This window comes from Streptomyces rectiverticillatus, from assembly GCF_013394065.1.
GTDB lineage: Bacteria > Actinomycetota > Actinomycetes > Streptomycetales > Streptomycetaceae > Streptomyces > Streptomyces rectiverticillatus.
The window spans coordinates 7,585,401-7,603,907 of the sequence record NZ_CP040752.1 but is presented as its reverse complement, the minus strand read 5'-3'; the positions used below and the strand labels follow the sequence as shown (position 1 = coordinate 7,603,907).

Sequence of the window (18,507 nt, the reverse complement as noted above, 5' to 3'; positions counted from 1 at the left end):
ACTAGGAATTTTCTAGATCTTGATCGATCAGATCGAAGATGTCGTCGACCGTCGCGTCCTGGAGCTGCCGCTCGGCGGCAGCGGTTCCCACCCCTTGCCCGCCGGCGGAGTTCACCTGCGACAGCAGTTCCTGCAGCCGCCTGCGCACCCCCGACCGGACCGTCTCCTCGGTGGAGGCGACCGTCGCGATCACCGACTCCAGCCGGTCCAGCTCGGTGAAGACCGACACCTCGGCCGGGCCCGCCTCGCCGGCGAGTTCGCTGCGCAGGTACCGCGCGATCGCCTCGGGCGTCGGGTGGTCGAAGACCAGCGTCGCGGGCAGGGTCAGGCCGGTGTCGGCGGTGAGCAGGTTGCGCAGCTCCACCGCGGTCAAGGAGTCGAAGCCGAGGTCCCGGAACGCAAGGTCCGGTTCCACCGCCGCGGCTCCGCCGTGGCCCAGGACGGCCGCCGCGTGCGCGCACACCGTGTCCACGAGCAGGCGTTGCTGCTCGCCCTCGGACAGTGCGGACAGCTTCTCCCTCAGCGCGGACGGCTCCGCGGCCTGCTCGGCCGGCTCTTCGGCCAAGGCGCCCTTGACCTCGGGCAGGTCGCTCAGCAGCGCGCTCGGCCTGCTGACGGTGAACGGGACGACGAACCGCTCCCAGTCCACGTCCGCCACGGTGACCGCGCCGTCCCCGCCGCTCAGCGCACCGTGCAGCGCGCGGATCGCCCGGTCCGGCCGCAGCACGGTCAGGCCGCGCTGCCGCAGCCGTTCCTCGTCCCCGGCGTCGGCGACCATGCCGCCCTCGCCCCACGGCCCCCAGGCGATCGCGGTGGCGGCGAGGCCCCGGGCCCGACGGTGCTGCGCCAGGCCGTCGAGGAAGGCGTTCGCGGCCGAGTACGCGGCCTGCCCGCCGCCTCCCCATACACCGGAGATGGAGGAGAAGAGGACGAAGGCGTCCAGTTCCCGGTCCCCGAGCAGTTCGTGGAGGTGCACGGCCCCGAGGGCCTTCGCCGCGACCGTCGCCGCGAAGTCGTCGAGGTTCGTCTCGGCGAGCATGCCCGCCTCGGCGGTGCCGGCCGTGTGGACGACGGCGTTGACCGGGTGCTCGGCGAGCAACGCGGCCAGCGCCTCACGGTCGGCCACGTCACACGCGGCGACGCTCACGCGAACACCGGCCGCCTCCAGTTCCCCGACGAGTCCGGCCGCGCCGGGCGCATCAATGCCCCGGCGGCTGGTGAGCACCAGGTGCTCCGCACCGGCACCCGCCAGCCAGCGGGCCACGTGCCCGCCCAGCGCACCCGTACCACCCGTGATCAGCACCGTGCCGCGCGGCGACCACGAACGGCCGCTCCGGGCCGCGGGCAGACGCGACAGGCGCCGTCCGAAGACCCCGCGGTCGCGGATCGCGACCTGGTCCTCGGCCGACTGACCGAGCACCGCGGCGAGCCGCCCGGCGACCCGGTCGTCGACCGTGGCCGGGAGGTCGACCAGACCGCCCCAGCGCTGCGCGTGCTCCAGCGCGACGACCCGGCCCAGGCCCCAGACCTGGGACTGGAAGGGGTCCGCCACCTCGTCGCCCGGGCTCACACCCACTGCGTTCCGGGTGGCGCACCACAGCGGAGCGCCGATGCCCGCGTCGCCCAGCGCCTGGACGAGCAGGACGGACAGTGCGACGCCGGTGGTCAGTGCGGCGGACGCCGGGGCGGGCGAGCCGTCGGCGGCGAGCAGCGACAGGACGCCCGCCACGGTCTCGTCACCGGCCGCCGCTGCGAGCTGGACGGCCAGGGCCTCACGGCCGGTGGCCGGCTCGACCGGGACCGGCAGCGGAGCCAGGCCGCGCTCGGTCAGTCCGCGCAGGCAGGCGGTGACCCAGTGGTCGCCGAGTTGAGCAGCGCCGACCGGAACCAGCCATATACCGTGCCGGGCCGTGCTCTCCGGGGCGGGGTCGGGGAACCCTTTCCAGGTGACGCCGTAGCGCCAGCCGTCCGTGGTGGACTGCTCCTTGCGCTGCCGCCGCCACGACGACAGCCTCGGCAGGACGTCGCTGAACGCGTCCTCGGCACGGACGTCGAGGGTGCCGGCGAGGGCCTGCAGGTCCTCGCGCTCCACGGTCTCCCAGAACTCCGCGTCCACCGGGTCCACCGACGCCGCGGCGGCCGGAGCGGCTTCCCGTGCGTCCAGCCAGTACCGCTCGTGCTGGAACGCGTACGTCGGCAGGTCGGCCTTCCGCGCGCCGGAGAAGAAGGCGCTCCAGTCCACAGGGACGCCGTGCGTGTGCAGGTGAGCCAGGGCCGTGACGAGGGCCTGCCGCTCGGGGCGGTCGGCGCGCAGGACGGGCACGGTGACGGCCTCGTCCAGGCAGGTCTGCGCCATGCCGCTCAGGACCCCGCCGGGGCCGATCTCGACGAACGCCGTCACGCCCAGGTCGTGGAGGGTACGGATGCCGTCGGCGAAACGGACGGCCTCGCGGACGTGACGGACCCAGTACTCCGGCGTGTACGACTCGGCCAGGCGGCCGGTGAGGTTGGAGACCACCGGAATCCGCGGCTCGTTGTAGGTCAGGCCCCGGACGACCTCGGCGAAGTCGTCCAGCATCGGGTCCATCAGCGGCGAGTGGAAGGCATGGCTGACCTTCAGGCGGGAGGTCTTGCACCCCTGTTGCGCGAAGGCCTCGGCGATCTCCAGCACGGCAGCCTCGGCTCCGGAGATCACGACGGACCGCGGACCGTTGACCGCCGCGATACCGACCCCGTCGGTCAGATGCGGCAGCACCTCGTCCTCGGTCGCCTGCACCGCCACCATCGCCCCGCCGCCGGGCAACGCCTGCATGAGCGCGGCACGGGCGGAGACCAGCTTCGCCGCGTCGTCGAGCGACAGCACCCCGGCCACGTGCGCGGCCGCGATCTCGCCTACCGAGTGACCGGCCACGTAGTCGGGCCGGACGCCCCACGACTCCAGGAGACGGAACAGCGCCACCTCGACGGCGAAGAGAGCGGGCTGGGTGCACCCGGTCCGGTGAAGCGTTTCCGCATCGACGTCGACCGGAGCATCCAGGCGTGCGCACACCTCGTCGTACGCTTCGGCGAACACCGGGAACGCCTCGTACAGCTCACGCCCCATCCCCAGCCGCTGCGAACCCTGACCCGAGAACAGGAACCCGGCCTTGCCTCCCGGCCGGCCCTGGACGACTCCGGGCGACGGCATTCCGGCGGCCAGGTAGCCCAGTCCGCGGCGGAAGTCGTCACAGGTCTCGCCGATGACCGCGGCCCTGTGGCGCAGGGCGCTGCGGGTGGTGGCCAGCGAGAAGCCGACATCGGCCGGTGACATGCCGTCCTTCACGAAGGCCAGCAGCCGTCGCGCCTGATCGCGCAGCGCTGCGCTGCTCTTGGCGGAGAGCACCCACGGGAGCGGGATCGCCGGGGCCGGTGCGGCCGTGGTCTTCTCCTCGGCCGGGGCCGGCGGGGCCTGTTCGATGATGGTGTGGGCGTTGGTGCCGCTGACGCCGAAGGACGACACGGCGGCGCGGCGCGGGTGGTCCGTCTCCGGCCACTCGACGGCCTCGGTCAGCAGCCGGACGTCACCCGCCGACCAGTCCACGTGCGGCGTCGGCTCCTCCGCGTGCAGCGTCCGCGGGAGGACTCCATGCTGCATCGCCATGACCATCTTGATGATGCCGCCGACACCGGCAGCGGCCTGGGCGTGGCCGATGTTGGACTTCAGCGAGCCCAGCCACAACGGCTGCCCCTCCGCCCGCTCCTGACCGTACGTCGCGAGCAGCGCCTGCGCCTCGATCGGGTCACCGAGCGTCGTCCCCGTGCCGTGCGCTTCCACCGCGTCGATGCCGGCGGCGGTGAGGCCTGCGGCGGTGAGGGCCTGGCGGATGACGCGCTGCTGCGCAGGCCCGTTCGGGGCGGTCAGGCCGTTGGATGCGCCGTCCTGGTTGACGGCGCTGCCACGGACCACTGCGAGCACCTTGTGCCCGTTGCGGCGGGCGTCGGACAGCCGCTCCACCAGGAGCATGCCCACGCCTTCGGCCCAGCCGGTGCCGTCGGCACCGGCGCCGAACGCCTTGCACCGCCCGTCCGCCGCCAGCCCCCGCTGGCGACTGAACTCCACGAAGGCCCTCGGGGTGGACATGACCATCACGCCGCCGGCCAGCGCCATGGAGCACTCCCCATTGCGCAGCGCCTGGGTCGCCCAGTGCAGGGCGACGAGCGACGACGAGCACGCCGTGTCGACGGTGACCGCGGGGCCCTCGAAGCCGAGGGTGTAGGCGATGCGGCCGGACATGATGCTCGCGGAGTTGCCCGTGCCGAAGAAGCCTTCGGAGTCGTCGATCGCGTTGAACGCCTGGGCGGCGTAGTCCTGGTAGCCGGAGCCGACGAAGACTCCGGTACGGCTCCCCCGCACCGACTCCGCGTCGATACCCGCCCGCTCGAACGTCTCCCACGTCGTCTCCAGCAGCAACCGCTGCTGCGGATCCATCGCCACGGCCTCACGCGGCGAGATCCCGAAGAAGGCCGGATCGAACTCCCCCGCCTCGTACAGGAATCCACCACGCCGCGTATACGTCTTCCCCGACGCCTCCGGATCCGGGTCGTAGATCCCCTCCACATCCCACCCGCGGTCCGCCGGGAACTCCCCGACCGCGTCACCACCCGAGACCACCAGGTCCCACAAATCCTCCGGCGAACGCACCCCACCGGGGTACCGGCACGCCATCCCGACGATCGCGACGGGATCGTCGTCCTCCGCCGGCGCGGTGGTCGTCTCCGGCGTGGCCGTGGTGATGCTGCCGGTGATCTCGGTGTGCAGCTGCCGGGCGAGTGCCTGGGCGTTGGGGTAGTCGAAGACCAGGGTGGGCGGCAGGGCGAGGCCGGTTTCGGCGTTGAGCTTGTTCCGCAGTTCGACGGCGGTCAGGGAGTCGAAGCCGAGATCCTTGAAGGCCCGGTCGGCCTCGACCTCGGCGGCGCCGCCGTGGCCGAGTACGGCCGCCGCGTGCGTACGGACGAGGTCGACCAGCAGCATGTGCTGCTCGGCCCCGGTCATCCGGGCGAGCTGGTCGGCCAGCGGCGAGGCGGCGGCCGTGCCGGGCTCGCCGCCGGGGCTGTCCGCGGTCAGGATCCGCTCGTTCTCCGGGAGGTCGCCGAGCAGTGCGCTCGGGCGGCCCATGGTGAACGGGGGGAGGAACCGTTCCCAGTCGACGTCGGCGACGGTCAGGGTCGTCTCGCCGGAGTCCAGCGCCTGCCGGAGAGCGCCCACGGCGAGCGCGGCGGGCATCGGGACCAGGCCGCGGCGGCGCAGTCGTTCGTCCGCGCCGTCACCGTCGGCCATGCCGCCGCCGGCCCACGGACCCCAGGCCACGGCGGTCGCGGGCAGGCCCTGGGCGCGCCGTCGTTCGGCGAGCCCGTCGAGCAGGGCGTTGGCCGCCGCGTAGGCGGCCTGGTGGCCGCTGCCCCACACGCCGGCGATGGAGGAGAACAGGACGAAGGCGTCGAGTTCCTGACCTGCGAGCAGCGCGTCGAGGTGGAGGGCGCCGGCTGCCTTCGCGGAGAGCACGTCGGCGAACGAGCCCGGCGTCATGGCGTCGAGCGGCTCCAGGTGGTCCACGCCGGCCGTGTGGACGACGGCGTTGACCGGGTGCTCGGCGAGCAGCGCGGCCAGCGCCTCGCGGTCGGCCACGTCACACGCGGCGACGCTCACGCGAACACCGGCCGCCTCCAGTTCCCCGACGAGTCCGGCAACGCCGGGTGCGTCAGGGCCGCGGCGGCTGGTGAGCACCAGGTGCTCCGCACCTGCACTCGCCAGCCAGCGGGCCACGTGCCCGCCCAGCGCACCCGTACCACCCGTGATCAGCACCGTGCCGCGCGGCGACCACCGCTGCCCGGACCGGGCGTTGCGGCGGGTGGGCGCGTGGGAGAGCCTGCGGCCGAACACGCCGCGGTCGCGGATCGCGACCTGGTCCTCGGCCGACTGACCGAGCACCGCGGCGAGCCGCACGGCGACCCGGTCGTCGACCGTGGCCGGGAGGTCGACCAGACCGCCCCAGCGCTGCGCGTGCTCCAGCGCCGCCACCCGGCCGAGGCCCCAGACGGCGTTCTGGGCGGCGCCCGGCACGGCGTCCGAACGGCCGGTGGACATCGCCGACCTGGTCAGCGTCCACAGCGGGGCGTCGATGTCCGCGTCGCCCAGGGCCTGGACGAGGGAGAGGGTCAGCGCGGTGCCGACGGAGAGGGCCGGGTGCTCGGGGTGGGGCCTCTCGTCGGTGCCGAGCAGGGAGATCACGCCGTGGACCGGGGTCTCCCGGACGGCTTCGCCGAGCTGCCGGGCCAGTGTGCCGCGGTCGCCGGCGGGGTCGACCGCGACCCGTATGAGCCGGGCCCCGCGGGCCGTGAGCCCGTCGGCGACGGCGGTGGCCCACTCGGTGCCCTTGGTGTCCTTGATGCCCTCGTCGTACTCGGTGTCCTCGGTGTCCTCGGCGACCAGGAACAGCCAGTCGCCCGGCAGTTCGTGTGTCCGGAGGCCGCTCAGCGGCTTCCAGCCCGCGCGGTAGGACCAGCCTTCCACCAGCGACTCCCGGCGCTGTTGCCGGCGCCAGGCGGACAGCCGGGGCAGCACCGCGTCCAGGTGTTCGGCGGGCAGGTCGAGGGTGGCGGCGAGGGACTGGGCGTCCTCGCGCTCCACCGTCTCCCAGAAACCCGCCTCCACGGCGTCGGCGCCCGCGACGGCGGCGGTGGGCGCAGCGGTCTCCAGCCAGTACCGCTGGTGCTGGAAGGCGTAGGTCGGCAGGTCCGCGCGCCGGGCGCCGCGGCCGGCGAAGAACGCACGCCAGTCGACGGGTACGCCGTGCACGTGGAGCTGTGCGACGGCAGCGGTGATCGCCTCGGGCTCGGGGGCACCGGGCCGCAGGGCGGGGACGGTGACCGCGCCGTCCAGGCAGCCCTGGGCCATGGCGCTCAGCACCCCGCCGGGACCGGCCTCGACGAACGTGGTCACGCCCAGCTCGCCCAGGGTCCGGATGCCGTCGGCGAAGCGCACGGCCTCGCGGACATGCCGGACCCAGTAGTCCGCCGTGTACGCCTCGATGAGCTCTCCGGTGAGGTTGGAGACGACCGGGATCGCGGGCTTCTCGAAGCGGAGCCTGCCGGCCACGCGGGCGAAGTCCTCCAGCATGGGCTCCATCAGCGGCGAGTGGAACGCGTGGCTCACGGTGAGCCGGGAGGTCTTGCGGCCCTGCCGGGCGAAGGCGTCCGCGACGGCCGTCACGGCGTCCTCGTCGCCGGAGACCACCGCCGCCTGCGGCCCGTTGACGGCCGCGATGCTCACCCGGTCGGTGAGGTGCGGCAGGATCTCGTCCTCGGTTGCCTGCACGGCGACCATCGCCCCGCCGGTCGGCAGCGCCTGCATCAGCGCGGCACGGGCCGTGACCAGCGTGGCCGCGTCCTCCAGGGTCAGGACCCCGGCCACGTGCGCGGCCGTGATCTCGCCGACGGAGTGACCGGCCAGATAGTCCGGCCGGACGCCCCACGACTCCAGCAGGCGGTGGACGGCGACCTCGTGCGCGAAGAGCGCGGGCTGGGTGAAGGAGGTGCGGTGCAGCTCGTCGCCGTCCTCGTGACCGTCCGTGCCGAAGACCACGTCCCGCAGGGGGCGGTCCAGATGCCGGTCGAGGTGGGCGCACACCTGGTCGTACGCCTCAGCGAAGACGGGGAACGCCTCGTACAGCTCCCGCCCCATGCCGGGCCGCTGCGAGCCCTGCCCGGAGAAGAGGAACGCGACCTGGCGGGCGTCGGCGCGGCCGAGGAGGACACCGGGAGCGGGTGCGCCCGACGTCAGGGCCCGCAGGCCGTCGGCGATCCGGCCGCGGCCGGCACCGACCACGGCGGCGCGGTGCTCCAGGGCGGCCCGGGTGGTGGCCAGCGAGAAGCCCACGTCGGCCAGGGACGGCTCGGCGCCTTCCGCGGTGAGGGCGAGCAGGCGCTCGGCCTGGGCGCGCAGGGCGGCCTCGGACTTGCCGGACAGGACCCACGGCACGGTGGCCGAGGCGACCTCGACCGGTGCGACGGCGGCCGGTGCGGCCGCCGGGGCCTGCTCGATGATCGTGTGCGCGTTGGTGCCGCTGACGCCGAAGGAGGAGATGCCCGCGCGGCGCGGACGGTCCGTCTCCGGCCAGTCGACGGCTTCGGTCAGCAGCCGCATCGCGCCCGCCGACCAGTCGACGTGCGGGGTGGGCTCGTCAGCGTGCAGCGTCCGCGGAAGGACGCCGTGCCGCATCGCCATCACCATCTTGATGACGCCGGCGACGCCGGACGCCGCCTGGGCGTGGCCGATGTTGGACTTCAGCGATCCCAGCCACAGCGGCTGCCCCTCCGCCCGCTCCTGACCGTACGTCGCGAGCAGCGCCTGCGCCTCGATCGGATCGCCGAGCGCGGTGCCCGTGCCATGGGCCTCCACCGCGTCGACGTCGGCCTCGGTCAGCCCGGCGGAGGCCAGGGCCTGCCGGATGACGCGCTGCTGCGCGGGCCCGTTCGGGGCGGTCAGACCGTTCGACGCACCGTCCTGGTTGACCGCGCTGCCCCGCACGACCGCGAGAACCTCGTGGCCGTTGCGCACGGCGTCGGAAAGGCGCTCGACGAGCACCACGCCCACGCCCTCCGCCCAGCCGGTGCCGTCCGCTCCGGCGCCGAACGCCTTGCAGCGGCCGTCGGCGGACAGTCCGCGCTGCCGGCTGAACTCCACGAACGCGGCCGGTACGGCCATGACGTTCACACCGCCCGCGACGGCCATCGTGCTCTCGCCGTTGCGCAGCGACTGGATGGCCAGGTGCAGGGCGACCAGCGACGACGAGCACGCCGTGTCGACAGTGACGGCCGGGCCTTCCAGGCCGAACGAGTAGGCCACGCGCCCGGAGACGACGCTCGCGGCGCTGCCGGTGAGCAGGTGGCCCTCGACGCCCTCGGGGACTTGCGGCAGACCTGCGCCGTAACCCTGGTAGGACATGCCGACGAACACGCCGGTGCGGCTGCCCTTCAGGGAGGCCGGGTCGATGCCCGCCCGCTCGAAGGCCTCCCACGAGGCCTCCAGCAGCAGGCGCTGCTGCGGGTCCATCGCGAGGGCCTCGCGCGGCGAGATCCCGAACAGGGCGGCGTCGAAGTCGCCCGCGTCGTAGAGGAAGCCGCCGTCGCGCGCGTAGGTCTTGCCCGGGGTGCCCGGGTCGGGGTCGTAGAGGCCGTCGACGTCCCAGCCGCGGTCCTCGGGGAAGCCGGAGATGGCGTCGCCGCCGGACATCACGAGCCGCCACAGGTCCTCGGGCGAGCCGACGCCGCCGGGGAGGCGGCAGCTCATGGCCACGATGGCGATGGGCTCGTTGTCGTCGGCGGCCGTGTACTGCTCCTGCGGCGCGGGGGTCTGCGCGCCGAGCAGTCCGGCGCGCAGGAACCGGGCCAGGGCCGTGGCGTTCGGGTAGTCGAAGACCAGCGTGGTGGGCAGCTTCAGGCCGGTGTCGGCCGTGAGCTTGTTGCGCAGGTCGACGGCGGTGAGCGAGTCGAAGCCGAGGTCGTTGAACGCCCGGCCGGGCTCCACCGCCGCGGCGCCGTCGTGGCCGAGCACGGCGGCGGCGTGCGTGCGGACGAGGTCCACCAGCGTGCGGTCCTGCTCGCCCGCCGGCAGCCCGGCCAGCTTCACGGCGAGCGCGTTGCCGGCCTCGGCACCGCCGGAGGCCGGGGCCTCCAGGGCGCGGCGGGCCTCGGGCACGTCGGAGAGCAGGGCGCTGGGGCGGGCGACGGTGAACGGGCCGATGAACCGCTCCCACTCGAAGTCCGCGACGGTCAGGGTGGTCTCGCCGTCGGCGAGCGCCTGCTGGAGCGCGGAGATCGCGAGGGCGGGCCGCATGGGCGGCAGGCCGCGGCGGCGCAGCATCTCCTCTCCGTCGCCGACGCCGGCCATGCCGCCCTCGGCCCAGCCGCCCCAGGAGACGGCGAGCGCGGTGCGCCCGCGCGCCCGCCGGTGCTCGGCGAGGGCGTCCAGGTAGGCGTTGGCCGCGGCGTAGGCGCCCTGGCCGGCGCCGCCCCAGATGCCGGCGCCCGAGGAGAACAGGACGAACGCGTCGAGATCCTGACCGGCCAGCAGGTCGTCCAGGTGCGCGGCGCCCGCCGCCTTGGCCGCCACCGTGGCGGCGAAGGCGGCCGGGCCGGAGTCCTCGATCATGGCGTGGTCGCCGACGCCTGCGGCGTGGACGACGGCGTTGACGGGGTGCCGGGCCAGCAGCGCCCGCAGGGCGTCGCGGTCGGCGGCGTCGCAGGCCACGATGGTCGCGCTCACGCCGAGCGCCTCCAGCTCCGCGACGAGTGCGGCGGCGCCGGGCGCGTCGGGGCCGCGGCGGCTGGTCAGCACCAGATGCTCGGCACCGGCACCGGCGAGCCATCGAGCGACGTGCCCGCCCAGCGCACCCGTACCACCGGTGATCAGCACGGTGCCGCGCGGCGACCACCCCTCGGCGGGGGTGGCGGAGCGGCCGGCCCGGACGAGCCGCCGTCCGAAGACGCCCGAGGCGCGGACCGCCACCTGGTCCTCGGCCGCCTGACCGAGGACGGCGACGACACGGGCCGCGGTGCGGGCGTCCAGCAGCTCGGGGAGGTCGATCAGGCCGCCCCAGCGCTGCGGGTACTCCAGCGCCGCCGCCCGGCCGAAGCCCCACACCTGCGACTGCAGCGGCCGGTCCACGCGGTCGGAGCGGCCGGTGGCCACCGCGGCGCGCGTGGCGCACCACAGCGGCGCGTCGATGCCCGCGTCGCCGAGCGCCTGCACCAGGCAGAGGGTCGCGGCGAGGCCGTGCGACAGGCCGGGGTGCCCGGCCGAGGCGCTCTCGTCCTCGGCGAGCAGCGACAGCACGCCGGCCACCGGGCCGACTCCGGCCAGCTCACGGGCCAGGGTCTCGCGGTCGGTGCCGGGCCCGGCGACGAGCGTCGTCAGGTCCAGGCCGCGCTCGGCGAGCGCGGAGCGGACCGAGGCGGTCCACTCGCTCTCCCCGGCCACGGCGAGCAGCCAGGTCCCGGACACGCTCGGCTCCGGGAGCGCGCCGAGGGGCTTCCAGGTGACGTGGTAGCGCCAGCCGTCGACCACGGACTGCTCGCGGCGCTGACGGCGCCACGCGGACAGCCTGGGCAGGATCGCACTCAGCGACGCGTCCGCGCCGACGCCCAGGGTCGCGGCGAGGGACTCGGCGTCCTCGCGCTCCACGGTGTCCCAGAAACCGGAGTCCGCCGCCGCGTCGGCCGGGTTGCCGGTGGCGGCCGGGTCCTCCTCGTCCCCTTCCAGCCAGAAGCGCTCTCGCTGGAAGGCGTAGGTGGGCAGGGGGATGCGGTGAGCGCCGGGGAAGAGCGTCTGCCAGTCCGGGGAGACGCCGTGCACGTGCAGTTCGGCGAGCGCGGCGGTGACGGCCTGCTGCTCGGGGCGGTCGGTGCGCAGGGCGGGCACGGCGACGACATCGTCCGCGCAGGCCTGCGTCAGGGCGGTGAGGACGCCGCCCGGGCCGATCTCGACGAAGGTGGTGACGCCCAGGTCGCCGAGGGTACGGATGCCGTCGGCGAAGCGGACCGCCTCGCGGACGTGACGGACCCAGTACTCCGGCGTGTACGACTCGGCGAGACCGCCGGTGAGGTTGGAGACCACCGGGATCCGCGGCTCGTTGTAGGTCAGGCCCCGGACGACCTGGGCGAAGTCGTCCAGCATCGGGTCCATCAGCGGCGAATGGAAGGCGTGGCTGACCTTCAGCCGGGACGTCTTACGGCCCTGCTCGGCGAACAGCGCGGCGATCGCGGCGACCGCGTCCTCGGCACCGGAGATCACCACGGACTGCGGACCGTTGACCGCCGCGATACCGCCCCCGTCAGTCAGATGCGGCAGCACCTCGTCCTCGGTGGCCTGGACCGCCACCATCGCCCCGCCGGCAGGCAGGGCCTGCATGAGTGCAGCGCGGGCGGAAACCAGCTTCGCCGCGTCGTCGAGCGACAGCACCCCGGCCACATGCGCAGCCGCGATCTCGCCCACCGAGTGCCCGGCCACGTAATCCGGCCGGATCCCCCACGACTCCAGCAGCCGGAACAGCGCCACCTCCACAGCGAACAGCGCAGGCTGCGCCGACCCCGTCTGATGAAGCGTTTCCGCACCAACATCCACCGGAGCATCCAGACGCGCACACACCTCGTCGTACGCATCGGCGAACACCGGGAACGCCTCGTACAGCTCACGCCCCATGCCGAGGCGCTGCGACCCCTGACCGGAGAAGAGGAAGCCGACCTTGCCCTCGGACCGGGCGTGCCCCAGCGTCACGTTCGCCCCCGGTTCGCCGGTGGCGAGGGCGGCGAGTGCCTGCCGGAGCTCGTCCGGGCCCTGGCCCAGGAGCACCGCGCGGTTCGCGAACGTCTCGCGGGAGGCGAGGGAGAGGCCGACGTCGGCCGCCGTCCAGCCGTCCGTCGCGTCGAGGTGGCCGGCCAGCCGGGCCGCCTGTGCGCGCAGCGCAGCCTCGCCCTTGCCGGAGAGCACCCAGGGCACGGCCGCGCCGGAGTCGGGGGCGGAGGGCAGTTCCGCCATCGCAGGGGCCTGCTCGATGATCGTGTGGGCGTTGGTGCCGCTGACGCCGAAGGACGACACGGCTGCTCGGCGCGGGCGGTCCGACTCCGGCCAGTCGACGGCCTCGGTCAGCAGCCGTACGTCACCCGCCGACCAGTCCACGTGCGGCGTCGGCTCCTCCGCGTGCAGCGTCCGCGGGAGGACGCCGTGGCGCATGGCCATGACCATCTTGATCACACCGGCCACGCCTGCCGCCGCCTGCGTGTGACCGATGTTCGACTTCAGCGACCCGAGCCACAGCGGCCGGTCCTCCCCCGCCCGCTCCTGACCGTACGTCGCCAGCAGCGCCTGAGCCTCGATCGGGTCACCCAGTGTCGTGCCCGTCCCGTGGGCCTCCACGGCGTCGACGTCACCCGGCGCGAGCCCGGCGGAAGTCAGCGCCTGCCGGATGACGCGCTGCTGCGCCGGGCCGTTCGGGGCGGTCAGACCGTTCGACGCGCCGTCCTGGTTCACGGCGCTTCCGCGCACCACCGCGAGGATCTCGTGGCCGTTGCGCACGGCGTCGGAGAGGCGCTCGACGAGCACCACGCCCGCGCCCTCGGACCAGCCGGTGCCGTCCGCGCCCGCGCCGAACGCCCTGCAGCGGCCGTCGGGCGACAGCCCGCGCTGGCGGCTGAACTCCACGAAGACGTTCGGGCTGGCCATGACCGTCACACCGCCGGCCAGCGCCATGGTGCACTCGCCGCTCCGCAGCGACTGGACGGCCAGGTGGAGGGCGACGAGCGACGACGAGCAGGCCGTGTCGATGGTGACCGCGGGGCCTTCGAGGCCGAAGGTGTAGGCCACCCGGCCGGAGACGACGCTGGAGGCGCCGCCGACGAGCCGGTGTCCTTCGACGCCTTCCGGAGTCCGGCGCACATCGGCTCCGTAGCCCTGGTAGGCCATGCCGACGAAGACGCCGGTCCGGCTGCCGCGCAGCTGTGCGGGCGTGATGCCGGCCCGCTCGAAGGCCTCCCACGAGGTTTCCAGCAGCAGCCGCTGCTGCGGGTCCATCGCCAGGGCCTCGCGGGGGCTGATGCCGAAGAAGCCGGCGTCGAAGTCGGTGGCGTCGTAGAGGAAGCCGCCGTCGCGCGCGTAGGTGGTGCCGGGGCGGTCGGGGTCGGGGTCGTAGAGTGCGTCGACGTCCCAGCCGCGGTTAGAGGGGAATTCCGCGATGGCGTCGCGGCCGGATACCACCAGTTCCCACAGGGCCTCGGGCGAGTCGACGCCGCCGGGCAGGTGGCAGCTCATCGCCACGATGGCGATGGGGTCGTCGTCGGCGGGGGCTGCCGCGTGCTGCTGCTCCTGCAGTGCGGCGGCCCGGGAGCCGAGCAGCTCGCTCTGGAGGAAGCGGGCGAGGGCCGTGGCGTTGGGGTGGTCGAAGACGAGCGTGGGCGGCAGGGTGAGGCCGGTCGCCGTGTTGACCTTGTTGCGGAGCTCGACGGCGGTGAGGGAGTCGAAGCCGAGGTCCTTGAACGCCCGGTCGGGCTCGACCTCTGCGGCCGAGGAGTGGCCCAGGACGGCCGCGACGTGGGCGCGGACCAGGTCGATCAGGGTCTCCGTGCGACGGGCTTCGGGCAGTGCGGCGATCTGAGCCGCCAGGGGTGCGGCACCCGCGTCCGCGTCGGCCGACGACGAGGCCGTCTCGGCGCGGCGTACCTCGGGCAGCTCGGACAGCAGTGCGCTCGGGCGGCCGAGGGTGAACGGTCCGATGAACCGTTCCCAGTCGATGTCGGCCACGACGACCGCGGTGTCGTCGCAGTCCAGGGCGCGTTGGACCGCGGTCACGGCGAGTGCGGCGGGCAGGGTGACGACGCCGCGGCGGCGCAGGTGCTCCTCGTCGGCGTCGGTGACCATGCCGCCGTCGGCCCAGGGGCCCCAGGCGATCGCGGTGGCGGTCAGGCCCCTGGCCCTGCGGCGTGCGGCGAGCCCGTCGAGGAAGGCGTTGCCGGCCGCGTAGGCGGTCTGCAGCCCGCTGCCCCACACACCGGCGATCGAGGAGAAGAGGACGAAGGCGTCCAGCTCCCGGTCGCCCAGCAGTTCGTCCAGGTGCGCGGCGCCGCCGGCCTTGGCCGCCACCGTGCGGGCGAAGTCGGCCGCCGTCAGCTCGTCGAAGGGGGCGAACTGTTCGACGCCGGCGGCGTGGAAGACGGAGGTGACGGTGTGTTCGGCGAGCAGTGCCGCCACCGCGTCGCGGTCGGCCACGTCGCACGCGGCGAGGGTGACGCGCGCTCCGAGCTCCTCCAGTTCGGCCTGGAGTGCGGCCGCGCCGGGGGCGTCGGCGCCGCGGCGGCTGGTCAGCACCAGGTGCTCGGCGCCCGCACCGGCGAGCCAGCGGGCCACGTGCCCGCCCAGCGCACCCGTACCACCCGTGATCAGCACCGTGCCGCGCGGCGACCACGGCCGGCCGGCGTCGCTGCGGGCGTGCGTGAGCCGGGCGGTGAACACGCCGGACGCACGCACGGCGACCTGGTCCTCCACTGTGCCCGCGCCCTGGCTCAGCACGGCGGCGATACGGCCGGCAGCGCGCTCGTCGACGGCCGTGGGCAGGTCGATCAGGCCGCCCCAGCGCCGGGCGTGCTCCAGGGCCAGGGCGCGGCCGAGGCCCCACGCCTGGTGCTGCACCGCGCTGAGGGGTGCGTCGTCCGAGCGGCCGGTGGCCGCGGCGCCGCGGGTGGCGCACCACAGCGGCGCGTCGATGCCCGCGTCACCCAGCGCCTGGGCCAGTGCCACGGTCCGGGCGAGGCCCTGGGAGAGCGCGGGGTGCCCGGGCGAGGCGGTCTCGTCGGTGGCGAGCAGCGACAGGATGCCGTCGAGCGAGCCGCTTGCGGCTGCGGCCCGGGTCAGCTCACCGGCCAGGGACTCGCGGTCGGCGTCCGCACCGATCGTCAGCGGGATCAGGTGCGCGCCGCGTCCGGCAAGGGCCTCGCGAACGCTCGCGGCCCACTGGTCGCCCTCGGGCGCGGCGAACAGCCAGGTGGTGCCGGAGAGATCGCCGGCGGACAGGCCGGTCAGCGGCTGCCAGGTCAGCCGGTAGCGCCAGCCGTCCGCAAGGGACTGCTCGCGCCGCTGCCGCCGCCAGGCGGACAGCCTGGGGACCACGACGTCCAGCTCTTCCGTGCTCAGCCCCAGCGCGGCGGCGAGCGCCTGGGCGTCCTCGCGTTCTACGCTCGCCCAGAACTCGGCGTCGGCCTCGTCCACGACGGCCGCCTCGGCCTCGGGGACGTCCAGCCAGTAGCGCTGCTGCTGGAAGGCGTAGGTCGGAAGGTCGACGCGCCGGGCGCCGGAGAACAGTGCCTGCCAGTCCGGGGAGACGCCGTGCACGTGCAGCTCGGCGAGCGCGGTGACGACGGCCTGCGGCTCGGGGCGGCCAGCGCGCAGGACGGGCACGGTGACGGCCTCATCCAGGCAGCCCTGCGCCATACCGCTCAGGACACCGCCGGGGCCGATCTCCACGAACGTCGTCACACCCAGGTCGTGCAGGGTCCGGACGCCGTCGGCGAAACGGACCGCCTCGCGGACGTGACGGACCCAGTACTCCGGCGTGTACGACTCGGCCACGCACCCGGTGAGGTTGGAGACGACAGGGATCTGCGGCTTGTCGTAGGTCAGGCCCCGGACGACCTGGGCGAAGTCGTCCAGCATCGGCTCCATCAGGGGCGAGTGGAAGGCGTGACTGACCTTCAGGCGGGACGTCTTGCGCCCCTGACCGGTGAAGATCCCGGCGATCGCGGTGACCGCGTCCTCGGCGCCGGAGATCACCACGGACCGGGGGCCGTTGATCGCCGCGATGCCGACGCCGTCGGTCAGGTGAGGCAGGATCTCCTCCTCGGTGGCCTGGACCGCCACCATCGCGCCGCCCGAGGGCAGCGCCTGCATCAGCGCAGCCCGCGCCGACACCAGCTTCGCCGCATCCTCAAGAGAGAGCACACCCGCCACGTGCGCAGCAGCGATCTCACCCACCGAGTGACCGGCCACGTAGTCCGGCCGGATCCCCCAGGATTCGAGGAGGCGGAACAGCGCCACTTCGACAGCGAACAGCGCAGGCTGCGTGCACCCGGTCCGGTCGAGCTGCTCCGCGCCGGTGTCGAGCGAGACGTCGAGGTGTGCGCGGACCTCGTCGTAGGCCGCGGCGAAGGCCGGGAAGGCGTCGTAGAGTTCGCGCCCCATGCCCGCCCGCTGCGAGCCCTGGCCGGAGAACAGGAATCCGGTCTTGTCCCCGGGGCGGGACGCCCCCTGCACCACGGACGCGGACGGGGTGCCCGCCGCGAGTGCCCGTACGCCTTCGGTGAGTTCCTCCAGGCTCTCGCCGACGACGACCGCCCGCCGGTCCCAGGTGGAACGTGTCGTGGCGAGGGAGAAGCCGATGTCGGCCGGCGACTGCCAGGAGCCGCCCTCCAGGAAGGACGCCAGGCGCTCCGCCTGGGCGCGCAGCGCCGCGTCGCTCTTCGCCGAGAGCGCCCACGGCAGCGAGCGGGCGGCGGCGGGGGCCGCGGCGGACTCCTCTGTGAGCTCCTCTTCGAGGGCCGGGGCCTGTTCGATGATCGTGTGGGCGTTGGTGCCGCTGACGCCGAAGGACGAGACCGCCGCCCGGCGCGGGTGATCGGACTCGGGCCACCGAACGGCCTCGGTCAGCAGCTTGACACCGCCGGCCGACCAGTCGACCTGCGAGGTCGGCTCGTCCACGTGCAGCGTCTGCGGCAACACGCCGTTGCGGATCGCCATCACCATCTTGATCACACCGGCGACGCCGGACGCCGCCTGCGTGTGACCGAGGTTGGACTTGACGGACCCCAGCCATAGCGGCTGATCGCCCGAGTGCTCCTGGCCGTACGTGGCGAGCAGTGCCTCGGCCTCGATCGGGTCACCGAGGGTGGTGGCCGTGCCGTGCGCCTCGACCGCGTCGACCTGGGACGCGGTCAGCCGCGCGTTCTCCAGCGCCTGCTGGATCACGCGCACCTGCGACGGGCCGTTGGGGGCCGTAAGGCCGTTGGAGGCGCCGTCCTGGTTGACGGCGCTGCCGCGGATGACGGCAAGCACGTCGTGACCGAGCCGGCGGGCGTCGGACAGCCGCTCCAGCAGGAGCACACCGACGCCTTCGGACATGCCCGTGCCGTCGGCGGTCGAGGAGAACGCGCGGCAGCGGCCGTCGGGTGACAGGCCGCGCTGCGCGCTGAAGGCGAGGAACGTGTTCGGCGTGGCCATCACGGTCGCGCCGCCCGCCAGGGCGAGCGAGCACTCGCCCCGGCGCAGCGCCTGGGCGGCCAGGTGGAGGGCCACCAGCGAGGACGAGCACGCCGTGTCGACGGTGACGGCCGGGCCTTCGAGACCGAGGGCGTACGAGATGCGGCCGGACACCACGGCGGCGGTGTTGGCGGTGACGAGGTGCGCCTCCATGTCGCTGTCGCCCGGCCGCTGGAGGTAGGCGTGGTCCTGGCCGTTGGTGCCGACGAACACTCCGGCCCGGGTGCCGCGGGCGGTGGCGGGGTCGATGCCCGCGCGTTCGAAGGCCTCCCAGGAGGTCTGCAGGAGCAGCCGCTGCTGCGGGTCCATGACCAGGGCCTCGCGGGGGGAGATCCCGAAGAACGCGGGGTCGAACTCGGCAGCGTCGTAAAGGAATCCGCCCTCGCGCACGTACGTCCGGCCCGTCCGCCCGGGCTCGGGGTCGTAGATCGCATCCAAGTCCCAGCCACGGTCCGCAGGGAATTCCGAGACGGCGTCGCCGCCGGAGGCGACCAGCTGCCACAGGTCCTCCGGCGAGCCGACCCCGCCCGGGTAGCGGCAGGCCATCCCGACGATGGCGATGGGCTCGGTGTCCTTCGCCTCCAGCTCACCCAACTGCCTGCGGGTGTGGCGCAGGTCCACCATCACGCGCTTGAGGTAGTCCCTGAGCTTGTCGTCGTTCGACATGTTTT

1 protein-coding gene is annotated in these 18,507 nt (G+C 74.2%); it reads right to left on the bottom strand.

The features are described 5' to 3' along the window. Position 1 precedes the first annotated feature (1 nt). Entirely contained in the window at positions 2-18,502 is an 18,501-nt protein-coding gene (locus tag FGW37_RS32680; protein ID WP_179084381.1) for a type I polyketide synthase, read from the bottom strand. Positions 18,503-18,507 lie beyond the last annotated feature (5 nt).

Excerpts from the sequence above, each read along its gene's own strand:
- FGW37_RS32680 (WP_179084381.1), bottom strand. The coding sequence starts at position 18,502 with ATGTCGAACGACGACAAGCTCAGGGACTACCTCAAGCGCGTGATGGTG.